Below are 12,027 nucleotides of genomic sequence, written 5' to 3'. Positions count from 1 at the left end.
CGTGACACCGCAAGCCCTTGCACAACGCGCATATGCACAGACCGCCGCGCCAACGCGTACCCCGCGAGACACTGAATACGAAGCGATTTCGAAAATCACACGCAGGCTCAAGGCCGCTGCGGCCGGTCAGCAGTCCGATTTTGGCGCATTTGTGCAGGCTCTGCATGAAAACCGGCGCCTGTGGACTGTATTGGCCAGTGGTGTCACCGACTCTGACAATGCTTTGCCCAATGATCTGCGTGCGCGGATATTCTATCTGGCCGAGTTTACCGAACAGCACAGCAGTCAGATACTAGGGAACAAAGCATCGGTTGAACCTTTGTTAGAGATCAACATGGCAGTCCTGCGCGGCCTTCGCCAAATGGGGGCGACCTGATGGCAGGATTGGTTTTGAAATTGGCACCGAAAGAGCGGGTTTTGATCAATGGCGTAGTCGTTGAAAATGGCGACCGGCGCAGCCGGTTTTCGATCATGACGCCCGAGGCAAACGTATTGCGCCTGCGGGATGCGATTCACCCGGATCAGGTAAATACGCCGGTTCGACGCGTCTGCTACGCCGCTCAGCTGGTGCTGTCTGGCGATATGGAACCTGATCAGGCCCGCCAACAATTGTTGCGCCGCGTCGAAGAGCTGAGCCAGGTCTTTACCGACGCCGATAGCCGCCGGGTTTTGTCCGAGGCAACCCAAGCACTGCTGGACCAGCAATTTTACAAATGCCTCAAGGCTCTGCGCGCGCTGCTGCCGCGCGAAGAGCGGCTGATGGCCTACCAGTAATGACGTTCCAGCCGGTCATACCTTCGGGCGGCATTGTCGGTTGGCGGTTTCTGCAGCGTACATATGACGCCCAGATCGACAGCTTTTCCTCATCCTCCGTCAACAAAAGGGACAGCGAGTACTTTCTGCAAAACATCAAAAAGGTCCAAACGGCAGAGGATCTGGTGTCCGACCGCCGGTTGTTGCAAGTCGCGCTGGGCGCCTTTGGGTTGGAGTCTGACCTGGACAATCGCTATTTCATCCAGAAAATCCTGTCCGACGGAACAAAAGCCCAGGATGCGCTATCCAACCGTCTGTCCGACAAAAGGTATCGGCAATTTTCCGAGGCGTTTGGGCTGGGGCCGGGCGAGGTTCGCAAAACCGGGCTGATCATCAACATGGAGGACATTGTGCACGACAATGTCGTGTCGCGTTTTGAAATCGCGGTGGGCGAGTCAGATGAAACGATGCGTATCGCTTTGTATGCCCAGCATGCGCTGCGTGATCTGGCGCAAAAGGCGGGCAGCAAAGATACCAAATGGTTCGATTTGATGAGCCTGCCACCGCTGCGGCGCATGATGGAGACGGCACTTGGGTTGCCGTCCAGCTTTGGCCAGTTGAACATCGACAGACAGTTGGAAGTATTCAAACACAGGTTGTCAGGGCTGACTGGGTCCGACGACCTGACCCAGTTCAAGGATGAGGCCGCAGTCGGGCGGCTGACAGATCAATTCCTTGCCCGCAGTCAGATCGCCCAGCTTGAAAGCATCATTTCCCCGGCGCAGACCGCGCTGATCCTACTGGGCGGGTAAGGCATGGAAACCATTGGTCACGCACCCGAACCTTGATCAGAAATCCCAACACTCAGCGCTTTGAAAAATGCAAACCGATTGCGGAATTCAAGCGTTCAGAACGGCATCCGCGGAAGTTCTGAGAGCATATGACTCGACCGGTTGCGACACGTTATGCAGCTTGACGTCGCCAAGCGGCAAGGCATTCGCGCAAGCAGGCAGAATATCGGCAGACACGACGATCCTGTGGTTCTTGGTTTTTCCGTATTCACCCAGACGCGCAGCGATATTCGCGGCTTGTCCGATCACGGTAAAGTCCAGCCGTTCGCGCGAGCCGACATTGCCGTAGGTCACGCGCCCATAGGCAACGCCGATAGAGCAATCGCAATGCGCATCGGACCCTGATTGGCGCAGCTCCCCCAGTCTTTCGACGATATCGATGGCGCTGCGCTGGGCATTATCGCGGGCGGCTTTTGCATCCTCGCCTGCCGGAAACACGGCAAGGACAGCGTCGCCTATGAACTTTAGGACCTCGCCGCCATTTTCATGCACGATGCCAGAAACGGTTTCGAAAAAGTCGTTCAACAGATTGATATACGCCTCACGCCCAAGCTGTTCCTCAAGACTGGTCGAATTGCGGAGGTCGCAGAACATGATGGCAGCATCAATTTCATCGCCGTCACCGCGCCGGATTTCACCCCCAAGTACGCGCGCACCCGATCGTTTTCCGACATAGGTTTCCAGCAGGACCTGCGCGTTTTCGCGCTGCATGAAAACCTCATAGAACCGGGCGATGACCAGCGAACATTCGAACACCAGCCCAAGGTTTTCGGTTGTGAAACCGTCCGGGTGATCACAGGTCAGGGTCAGAACGTTGGTCCGCCCATCCGAGAACGGCAACGGCATGGCGACATAGTCGGTTGCCCCCTTTTCCCGCAGGTCTTCCATGATCGGAAAGCTGTTGTGGGGGTTTTCGGCGTTCAACCGCTGACGCACTCCGCCCAGCCCGTTCGACACATGGCGCAAAGGGCTGTTGATGTATGCCGGGTGGTCGTGGATTTCATAGGTCGGAACATTGGTCGAGATCTCAGCCTCGCCCTTTTCCCAAATATAGTGTTTGCCGGCGATCAAAGGGTGCAGGGACCATGTCAGAATGCTGAGGCGTTGAATGGCAATCCCGTGTTCCAGCATTTTCTCGGCCAGCGCTTTGGTGAACGCCTCAGGCGTGTTGTTTGCGGATGCCCCACGCATCAGCCAATCGATCAAAGGGCCACTGATATTGCCGTCTTGGGGTTCCCGCAGTTGGTTGTCGCCCAAATCGATCCGGGAATAAGCATTGGGTAAAAACCCGATATGCCCCTGAATGGCAGCGCTTTCGGGAAGAGCTTCTTCGTAGGCCCAAACGGAATTGGCGAGTCGTTCGTCGCCAAGAATGACGTCGTGATAGGTTGCGGTGCCCTTGAAGGGGCAAAAAGTCTGCAGCTCGGTTTCGTCGCTGAGATCCACCAGCACGTCTTCGCGCGGAATGTAGATCGTCGGCGGCAACCGTGTTTCGTACATGACTTTGGCGTTGCTGCTTTCGGCTAAAAGGGTCTGGTCCCGGTAAATCGCAATCTTACCATCTAACCGTTCGACCGAGATTCCATAGCCTTTTGGTCTTGCTGTGGCGTGGACGTTCATCCTCATCCTCCCTGGCGCGGGGTCCCTATAGGATGGGCCTTGTGAAGAGGTTTTCCAAGGGGCAGCCTCGGCATTCTTCTGCACGATAGCTGTGCGGTCCTAGTGGATCAGACCATCTGGATTACGTCCTTTTCGATGGACAACATATAACCTTTCTTGGCGATGTTCTTGACCAGCAATTCGCTGACCATCTGATTACCCAAAGCGTCACGCAGCCGTTTTATCCGCGTCGCACCAGCAGCTTCGTCACAATCGGCGGCGCTTTTGCCCGAAATCACCGCTTCGATCTGAACGCCGGACAGAACCTCGTCATCCAGTCGGGATTCGGCAAGGACTGACAGGGTCTCCATCGCAGCTGGGGTCAGTTTGAAGTCCATGTTGTTCAGATAGACGGTGTTTTCCTCGCGACTGATCAGTAGCGAGGTAACCTGAATGCCAGTTCGTTCGATCTGTGCCATCCGGCGGTTCAGCATGACCAGCATCACCAGAAACACTAGGGCCGTCACAAGCATGGCGCTGGCAAAGACCAACAATACGAAAATCACCATCCGATAGCTGGATAGGGTGTCGGCAAAGGCGGTGCCGGATTGGGCCAAAATCTCCAACAGCCGAATTTCGGTCTGCGAGGTCAAATCGCTTTCGACAAACAGCCGTTCAACACGCGCGTTAAAGGCGTTGGCGTCCGGCAAGGTCCAGAACAGAAAGACGGCGGCAGTGACAAGGATCAGTACGATCGCCACTATGCCTGCGCCGACCAGTCTTGTGCCAGATCGCCGGGTATCAGTAACGGAGATAGAATTGTCCGGCATTGGCCTTCCTTTTATCCAACCCTTCTGGCCCAAAGACAGACATGACATTCAACAATGTCCAGCCCGACGCGCTGAGGCGTTTTGAGGCTTCTTGCTGAGCCTGGCCTTTGTCACAGGCCGAAACCTGCATCACGCCGTAATGCAGTCGCAGCGGATTGTCCTGCTTGGCCTTGTAATCCGCATAGCACTCTGCCGACGCAGCAGTACCAAGCGATATCAGGGCCGCAACGGCCAGAGAAGAGAGGATTGGTTTCATAGGCTGCATCCTGCGCATGGGTTTGCACGATATTCAATAACATAAGGGGTTTGAGGGGGGTGATATCGGATAACACCCGCCCGTTATTGCTTGTCTGAAGGGAGCGGACCCAGTGTTGGGGCATCACGTTTGCGGTCTGTGTCGGATCGCCCCGAAACACCAGGAAGGACACGCATCATGCACCGGAAGTTCATCGCTTTTATCGTTGCCACCGCTATCACCATCACCGGCGTCTCAGCCTCGCAGGCGCGGGCGGCGGATGCCAAGGACATCCTTGGCGGGCTTGCTGCCATCGCGATCATCGGTGCCGGGGTCCACTACTATAACAAGGAAAAACGCAAGGACCGGACGACGCGTCATCAGACCTATACGCCTCAGCCTTATGTGGCCCAGCCCAGTTACCCAGTGCGCCCCTTGCCGCAACACGTCGCGCGGTATGATCTGCCGCAGAAATGCCTGCGCAAGTATAGCGCCTATTCGAACAATCACCCGCTTCTGGCTCCGAAATGCCTCAAGAAGCATTACAAACATGCCAATAGCCTGCCGCAAGAGTGCAAGGTCGGTTTCTGGAACGGCAATAAGGTGAACCGGGCATATGAACCCGCATGCCTGCGCCAGAAGGGATACCGCGTCGTTTACAAGTAATCACTTTCGAGCAGGAGCGGTGCCACAGAAGCGCCGCGCAGGAGAGGGTGGCACAAGCCGCCCTCTCTTTTTGTCTTGCGGTGGGGCGCGAAACGCGGTTTTCGGTTGGTATGACAACGCCAGATTATTCGATTGAACAGGCGGCAGTGGCGCAAGGGTATCTGCGCATTGCCGGTGTGGATGAAGTGGGCCGTGGGCCATTGGCCGGGCCAGTGGTTGCTGCCGCCGTGATCCTGAACCCCGAAGATATTCCCGAGGGGCTAAATGACTCCAAGAAACTGACGGCCAAACGGCGCGTTGCAATGGACGCTGCCGTTCGCGACCGGGCGGAATTCGCCATTGCCGACGCTTCGGTTGCCGAGATTGACGAACACAACATCTTGCGTGCCTCGCATCTGGCGATGGAACGTGCGGTTGCGGCCTTGGATCCGCCGCCTGACTATCTGCTGATCGACGGAAACATGATCCCTCGCGGTTTGACGATCCCGGCGCAAGCGGTAGTCAAAGGGGATGCGCATTCCGTGTCGATTGCAGCGGCTTCCATCATTGCCAAAAACTGGCGCGATCAACTGATGGTGGATTTGGCGCAACAGCATCCAGGCTATGGATGGGAGAAGAACGCAGGCTATCCGTCAAAACAACACAGGGAAGCGCTGCAAAAACTTGGTGTGACCCCACATCATAGGCGTTCGTTCAAGCCGGTACACAATATCTTGTATCAAGAGTAAATCGTAAGCCGCTGATTCAAAAAAGAAATTGACGACGAATCGACTTTGACTCATCCTTGTCTCAACCAAATGAGCGCAAAAGCGCCGTGGATACTTGAGGCAGTAGAATGACAACAACCACTAAAAAGGGCGCAAAAGCGCTCCCTTTAAACACGATTCTATCAGGCGACTGCATCGATGTGATGAACAGTCTGCCTGCGGAATCGGTTGATCTGATTTTCGCGGATCCGCCGTATAATCTTCAACTCAAAGGCCAGCTGCATCGCCCCGATAACAGCCAGGTTGATGCGGTCGACGATCACTGGGATCAGTTTTCAAGCTTTGGTGTTTATGACCAGTTCACCCGCGAATGGCTGAAAGCGGCGCATCGTCTGCTCAAGCCCAATGGCGCGATTTGGGTGATTGGGTCCTACCACAACATTTTTCGCGTCGGTACAGCCCTGCAGGACGCCGGATACTGGATTCTGAACGACGTTGTCTGGCGCAAATCGAACCCGATGCCGAATTTCCGCGGCAAGCGGTTTACCAACGCGCATGAGACGATGATTTGGGCCTCAAAGCGCGAAGGTGCTAAGTATACTTTCAACTACGAAGCCCTAAAAGCGCTGAACGAAGGCGTGCAGATGCGCAGCGATTGGGTTCTGCCAATCTGCACCGGGCATGAGCGCCTCAAGGATGAAAACGGCGACAAGGCGCATCCGACGCAAAAGCCGGAATCCCTGTTGCACCGTGTCCTGATCGGTTCGACCAACCCCGGTGATGTTATTTTGGATCCGTTCTTTGGCACGGGTACCACTGGTGCTGTCGCCAAGATGCTGGGCCGCGAATTCATCGGGATCGAACGCGAGGAAAGCTATCGCAAGGTCGCCGAGAAGCGGATTTCCAAAGTCCGCAAGTTCGACCGTGAGGCGCTGGAAGTCAGCGCAAGCAAGCGCGCTGAGCCGCGCGTGCCCTTCGGTCAGCTGGTCGAACGTGGCATGCTGCGCCCGGGTGAAGAGCTTTATTCGATGAATCAACGCCACAAGGCCAAGGTTCGGGCTGACGGAACGCTGGTGGGCGATAACGTCAAAGGTTCGATCCACCAGGTCGGCGCGCATCTGGAAAACGCGCCCTCTTGCAATGGCTGGACTTACTGGTGCTTTAAACGCGATGGGAAAACGGTGCCGATCGACGTTTTGCGTCAGCAGATCCGGGCCGAGTTGCACAACTGATTTCAAGAATACCGCCGGTGCCTGTGGCCTGACACAAGGCACTACGCCTTGCCCCGCCGATCTCGGCGGGGTCTTTTGTTTTATTCTTCATTCAGTTCCGATATGAGATTCCTTGTCCTGCTGCTTACGGAAGGAACCTTGGCAATGTCGGATACCACAGCCAGCGAATCCCGATTTGGGCGGTTTTTTGTGACACAGCCAGACAAGTATGATCTGGACAACAAGTACACCGAGGCAGCGCTGGAACGGCACAAGCGCGAAGGGTTGGAACTTGCCGTCCGCGCCCGCTGGGTGGCGATGGGCCTTACCGGCATTTTGTTGATCTACCTGAACCCCCATTGGGACGTTCTGTGGTATCACTTCATCCTGTTATTGATTTGCGCCAATGGTTGGTTGATCCGGCGGGCTGGCAGCGTGGGCCAGTCACGAGTCGAGCTTTTGCTGATCTTCGTCGACTTGCTGATTATGACTTTGGGGATGATCGTGCCGAACCCGTTCAGCGATGATGTTCGACCGCTGGCAATGCAATACCGGTTCGACAACTTCCAGTATTTCTTCATCATTCTGGCCGCGGGAACTCTGGCCTATTCGTGGCGCACAGTCGTGGCTATCGGCACGTGGACGGCGGCGATGTGGACGGTAGGCTGGATCATCGCCTGGTGGGTGGCTACGCCAATCCCGGGCATCAGTGAGCGCGTGTACGAGGCATTGGCCGGGTATCCGGATGTTGCGGAGTTGCTGGACCCCAACAGTTTCATGGTCCCTCAGCGTATTCAGCAGGTGATCGTATTCCTAATGGTCGCGGTTACGCTTGGTATCTCGATGCGGCGGCTCAATCGATTGTTGATGACAAATGCCGGGCTTGAGAGGGAGCGTGCAAACCTGTCGCGATATTTCTCTCCGAATGTCGTGGACGAACTCAGCCAGAATGATGAGCCGCTCAAGCAGGTTCGCAAAGAAGACATCGCCGTTTTGTTCATCGACATCGTGGGGTTTACCAAATTCGCGGCCGGGCGCGACCCGTATGAAGTCATCGAAGTTTTGCGTGGGTTTCACGCGCGAATGGAAACCGAAGTGTTTCGCCATCATGGCACGTTGGACAAATATCTTGGGGATGGTTTGATGGCCACATTCGGTACGCCGGTGACGACCCCATTGGATGCCAGTAACGCGGTGGCTTGCGCGCGCGATATGGTGGATGTGATTGATCGCTGGAACCTGGAGCGGCGACGGGCAGGTGAGCCGCAAATTCGTGTAGGAATTGGGGTTCACTATGGCTCGGTGGTATTGGGAGATATCGGAGCGAACCGACTGGAATTTGCGGTTATCGGGGATGCGGTGAATGTCTCCGCCAAGCTCGAAGCGATGACGCGTGACCTTGGTGTTCGCGTGGTGCTGAGTGACGCGGTCCGGGCACAGGTGATGCAGGAGGGCAATAACGCCGCTGACCTGACAGCAGGTTTTGTGAAGCATGAAAACCAGCCAGTCCGCGGGGTGCAGGGCACTATGGATATCTGGGCGCAGTAGAACGGGCAGCTCCCGCCGATCTGACACGCATCAGAGATGCGCGTCATTCTGTTGGGCCGGGCAGCGCGCGGGCGCGCGCTGCGGTCAGGACCGCGGCAACGGGTTGCGAGATCTGTTGTACGGCTTCCAATCGGTGACTTCGGGATAATATTGACGTCGCCAGGCCCGAACGCGGGGGTTCATGACGCGCCGCCAAAGCGGTGGGACCATCGCAGCGACGGTCATAACCGGATAGCCATAGGGAAGTTGCGGGGCCGCATCTTCCGAATGATGCTGCAGCAGCGGAAAGCGTCGGTTGGGTTTGTAGTGATGGTCCGAGTGACGCTGCAGGTTGATCAGCAGCCAGTTCGACGCTTTTTGCGAAGCGTTCCACGAGTGGCGCGGCTGGACATGCTCGTACTTGCCATCGCCAAGGTGTTTGCGGGTCAGGCCGTAATGTTCGACGTAGTTCACCAGTTCCAGCTGCCATATGGCGACGCCCGCCTGCACCAGGAACAGGGCAACGCCCGGCCATCCCCCGACCACGAAAGCCAACGCCAGCATACCCGCCTGAAGCGCCCAATAGCGCCAGAACGGGTTCGCGGGGTCGGTCCACGGACGTTGCTTGCGCCCCAGCTTGTCCCTTTCTGCGTGGAAGGCGGACGCAAGGCATTGCCACAGAACGCGCGGATAGAAGCGGTGAAACCCTTCATTGTACCGTGCAGTGACCGGATCGCGTGGTGTTCCGACATAGCGATGGTGAACCAGCAGGTGCTCTGACCGGAAGTGAGAATACAACACCATGGCCAGTAGAATATCACCCAGCCAACGTTCCGACCGCCCTTTCTGGTGCATTAGTTCATGGCTGTAGTTGATCCCGATGGTGCCCGAGATCACACCCATCCCGAAGAACAATCCAATCTTGCTAAAAACAGACAGGTGATCGGTATGTGTGGCGTACCAGAGCAACCCAAACAGCGTAAGAAACTGAACCGGGGCCCATGCCTTGGTCAGCAGAATGTACCATTTGAGACCGCCGTCCGGCGTGGCCGGATCGGCATTTTCAAGGTTCAGCCCCGTTAACCGATCCAGAACTGCAAACGCCCACCAAGTCGAAAGAGGCACAAGCAAGACCCACCAACCTCCGGCAACGGCGGTAAGCCAAATGACGGGGATCAGCAGGAAGGACACCCAGAAGGGCAATGCCGCTTGCCAGCGTGACAGACTGTCTGATGCGATCATCGCTTCGCTCCGAGAAACTGTGGGCAGACTAGCCTCACCCGGCAATGCCACACAATGGGTTACGTAGAGCGCCAGAGGTCATACGCTTTGCGCATAACAGTAGGTAGGTCACTGGGGCGGAAAGCGTGTTTTTCCATTACAATCAGATCGTCATGCGACCAGCCGACCGGCAGCGTGGTCGTCCAGATGCGCAGGATCAGGTGGAAATGGGTAAAGGTGTGGCGTACCTCACCCGGCAGCACCTGCCATTTGCACGGAAAGGGCGGTGCCTCGGCCGGGCCGTCTGACCATTCTGATCCGGGCCAGCCCAGCATGCCACCCAGCAGGCCCTTGTCGGGACGACGTTCCATCAGAAAGGCTCCGTTATCGCCTTGGGCTATATAAACATGGCCGTATCGCGTGGATTTGGGCTTTTTTGGAGTCTTGCGTGGCAAATCGGATTGCGTTCCAGCGGCGCGAGCGGCGCAGGGGGCTTGCACCGGGCAGATACCGCAGGCCGGAGATTTTGGTGTGCAGATTGTTGCCCCCAGATCCATGACCGCCTGCGCATAATCACCCGGTCGCGTGGCAGGCGTAAGTGCAGCCGCATGCTTTTTCAGTTGCGGTTTTGAACCGGGCAAAGGGTCGTGAACGTCGAAAAGTCGGGCCATAACCCGTTCCACGTTGCCGTCCAACACGGTTTCGGGCCGGTCGAAGGCGATGGCGGAAATTGCAGCGGCGGTGTAGGGACCGATTCCCGGCAAATTGAGGAGCGCGTCATAGGTATCGGGGAACGTTCCACCATGCTGTTCGGCCACAACCCGGGCGCATTTCAGAAGGTTCCTCGCACGCGCGTAATAGCCAAGCCCTGCCCATTCCCCCATAACCTGATCATCCGGGGCAGCGGCCAGTGCCTTAACTGTCGGCCAACGGGTTGTGAATCGCACGAAATAGTCGCGCACAGCCGCAACAGTGGTCTGCTGCAGCATGACCTCGGACAACCAAATGCGGTAGGGGTCGGGCATCACACCCGCAGCCCGATCGGCTGGAGCTACGCGCCAAGGCATCTCGCGGGCATGGCGGTCGTACCAATCCAGCAGCGCACTGCTCACGTCAAATTCACCGGAGTCACGCAAGTTTTATCTATCTCTCTGTCGGGTTTCGCTGGCGCCTGTTGTCCTGCCCTTTACAATAGCGGCGCAGGAGTTGGAAACCAGATGCAGCGCAGACGTTCTTCGACCCGCGGGTTCAAACGCACCGCGACATTGCTGAACGACCAGATCAGGCGCGCCGGTGAAAGCCGGGGCTTTGCCGTATCACGCCTGCTGACCCATTGGTCCGAGATCGTTGGACAGGATATGGCCGCTATCGCGCGACCGGTAAAAGTGGGTTACGGGAAGGGTGGCATTGGCGCCACGCTGACGGTACTGACCACTGGCCCGCAGGCTCCGATGCTGGAGATGCAGAAGGAACAATTGCGCGGCAAGGTGAACGCGGTTTATGGCTATAACGCCATCAGCCGGGTACGCATCACCCAGACCGCTCCGACAGGATTTGCCGAGGGGCAGGCCAGTTTCGACCACAAGCCGAAACAAGCGAAACCCAAGATCGAACCAGAAATAGCAGCCGAGGCGGACCGGGCTGCGCAAGAAGTTCACGATGGTGATCTGCGCGCAGCCCTTGAACGTCTGGGCCGTAACGTTTTATCCAAGCAAAAACGCTGAGAAAGGGCTGAGAAATGAGCCGTATTGCAACCGGAATTTGTGCGGCCGTCGCCGTGGCCGCTGGCGGTTATTGGCTGTCGCTGTCGAATTCCAACCCCGCCTATCCGCTGATTAGCAGCGCCGAGGCGCAAGAGGCCGATCTGGACACCTCGACCATCGTCGAGATGACTCTGGGTGCCGAAGACGCACCGGTCGAGATCATCGAATATGCGTCCTATACCTGCCCGCATTGTGCGAATTTCCACACGGGAGCGTACAAGCAGCTCAAGAAAGATTTCATCGACACAGGTAAGGTGAAGTTCATCTATCGCGAGGTCTACTTTGACCGCTATGGCCTGTGGGCGTCAATGGTTGCGCGCTGCGGCGGGCCCGAAAAGTTCTTTGGCATCTCCGACCTGATCTACGAAGGCCAGTCCGAGTGGACCAAAGCCGGTGGTCCCGCTGAAATCGTGGACGAGCTGCGCAAAATCGGGCGTCTGGCTGGTATCGACAATGATCAGCTTGAAGCCTGCTTGCAGGACGGAACCCGCGCGCAGACGCTGGTCGCCTGGTATCAGGAAAACGCCGAGCGCGACGGTATTCAGGCGACCCCATCCTTCATAGTGAATGGCAAGTCGGTTGAGAATCAGTCCTATGACGGCTTCAAAAAGCTGATCGAAGACGAACTGGGCAGCTAATTGCTTTTACGACCGGCTCAATCCGG

Annotated in this window: 14 protein-coding genes; 9 read left to right on the top strand and 5 right to left on the bottom strand. The window is 56.8% G+C overall.

The window, feature by feature from the left end; genetic code table 11:
- Position 1: 1 nt before the first annotated feature.
- Genes flaF through AC2FIO_RS18290 form a run of 3 tightly spaced genes read left to right on the top strand, consistent with a single transcriptional unit; the run spans position 2 to position 1,565 of the window.
- Positions 2–376 carry a flagellar biosynthesis regulator FlaF gene (gene flaF, locus AC2FIO_RS18300; RefSeq protein WP_496699444.1) on the top strand — a complete coding sequence of 125 codons (375 nt, stop codon included), beginning with the start codon at positions 2–4 and terminating at the stop codon, positions 374–376.
- Positions 376–774 carry a flagellar biosynthesis repressor FlbT gene (flbT, locus tag AC2FIO_RS18295; RefSeq protein WP_109310643.1) on the top strand — a complete coding sequence of 133 codons (399 nt, stop codon included), beginning with the start codon at positions 376–378 and terminating at the stop codon, positions 772–774. The genes flaF and flbT overlap by 1 nt, the downstream gene beginning before the upstream one ends.
- Positions 774–1,565, top strand: a complete 792-nt coding sequence (locus AC2FIO_RS18290; protein WP_496699442.1) for a DUF1217 domain-containing protein — start codon at positions 774–776, stop codon at positions 1,563–1,565. Before flbT ends, AC2FIO_RS18290 begins: the two co-directional genes overlap by 1 nt.
- 87 nt (positions 1,566–1,652) lie before the next feature.
- Here the strand turns inward: AC2FIO_RS18290 and AC2FIO_RS18285 are convergent, their stop codons facing one another.
- The 3 genes from AC2FIO_RS18285 to AC2FIO_RS18275 form a co-directional block, all read right to left on the bottom strand.
- On the bottom strand, positions 1,653–3,224 hold the full coding sequence (locus AC2FIO_RS18285; RefSeq protein ID WP_496699440.1) for a DUF427 domain-containing protein: 1,572 nt from the start codon (positions 3,222–3,224) through the stop codon (positions 1,653–1,655).
- Between the two features lie 107 nt (positions 3,225–3,331).
- Positions 3,332–4,033 carry a winged helix-turn-helix domain-containing protein gene (locus AC2FIO_RS18280; RefSeq protein ID WP_496699438.1) on the bottom strand — a complete coding sequence of 234 codons (702 nt, stop codon included), beginning with the start codon at positions 4,031–4,033 and terminating at the stop codon, positions 3,332–3,334.
- The gene (locus tag AC2FIO_RS18275) at positions 4,005–4,289 is read right to left on the bottom strand and encodes a hypothetical protein (protein WP_058272591.1); all 285 of its coding nucleotides are present in this window, start codon (positions 4,287–4,289) and stop codon (positions 4,005–4,007) included. The genes AC2FIO_RS18280 and AC2FIO_RS18275 overlap by 29 nt, the downstream gene beginning before the upstream one ends.
- Before the next feature lie 177 nt (positions 4,290–4,466).
- Here AC2FIO_RS18275 and AC2FIO_RS18270 point away from each other — a divergent pair, with 177 nt between their 5' ends.
- The 4 genes from AC2FIO_RS18270 to AC2FIO_RS18255 all read left to right on the top strand — a co-directional run bounded on the left by AC2FIO_RS18270 (position 4,467) and on the right by AC2FIO_RS18255 (position 8,400).
- Positions 4,467–4,934, top strand: a complete 468-nt coding sequence (locus AC2FIO_RS18270) for a hypothetical protein (RefSeq protein WP_058279727.1) — start codon at positions 4,467–4,469, stop codon at positions 4,932–4,934.
- 110 nt (positions 4,935–5,044) lie between these two features.
- Positions 5,045–5,662, top strand: coding sequence for a ribonuclease HII (rnhB, locus tag AC2FIO_RS18265; RefSeq protein ID WP_282120336.1), 618 nt, complete (start codon positions 5,045–5,047; stop codon positions 5,660–5,662).
- 107 nt (positions 5,663–5,769) lie between these two features.
- Complete coding sequence (locus tag AC2FIO_RS18260; RefSeq protein WP_058272589.1) at positions 5,770–6,873, top strand: site-specific DNA-methyltransferase; 1,104 nt, start codon at positions 5,770–5,772, stop codon at positions 6,871–6,873.
- 144 nt (positions 6,874–7,017) lie between these two features.
- A complete protein-coding gene (locus tag AC2FIO_RS18255; protein ID WP_496699435.1) occupies positions 7,018–8,400 on the top strand; it encodes an adenylate/guanylate cyclase domain-containing protein in 1,383 nt (460 codons plus the stop codon).
- Positions 8,401–8,484: 84 nt separating this feature from the next.
- Here the strand turns inward: AC2FIO_RS18255 and AC2FIO_RS18250 are convergent, their stop codons facing one another.
- Entirely contained in the window at positions 8,485–9,621 is a 1,137-nt protein-coding gene (locus AC2FIO_RS18250) for an alkane 1-monooxygenase (protein ID WP_282170513.1), read from the bottom strand.
- A 59-nt stretch (positions 9,622–9,680) separates the two neighbouring features.
- Positions 9,681–10,736 (bottom strand): A/G-specific adenine glycosylase, encoded by a 1,056-nt coding sequence (gene mutY / locus AC2FIO_RS18245; RefSeq protein WP_496699432.1) that lies wholly within the window; start codon positions 10,734–10,736, stop codon positions 9,681–9,683.
- Positions 10,737–10,817: 81 nt separating this feature from the next.
- On the opposite strand from mutY, the gene AC2FIO_RS18240 reads away from it, so the two are divergent.
- Positions 10,818–11,324 carry a DUF721 domain-containing protein gene (locus AC2FIO_RS18240; RefSeq protein WP_496699430.1) on the top strand — a complete coding sequence of 169 codons (507 nt, stop codon included), beginning with the start codon at positions 10,818–10,820 and terminating at the stop codon, positions 11,322–11,324.
- A gap of 14 nt (positions 11,325–11,338) precedes the next feature.
- A complete protein-coding gene (locus tag AC2FIO_RS18235) occupies positions 11,339–12,001 on the top strand; it encodes a DsbA family protein (protein WP_496699425.1) in 663 nt (220 codons plus the stop codon).
- The last annotated feature ends 26 nt before the right edge of the window (positions 12,002–12,027 follow it).

Source organism: Ruegeria sp. CDSB086 (assembly GCF_059611065.1).
The sequence above is the reverse complement of the archived record's forward strand: the minus strand, read 5'-3'. Positions and strand labels throughout refer to the sequence as shown.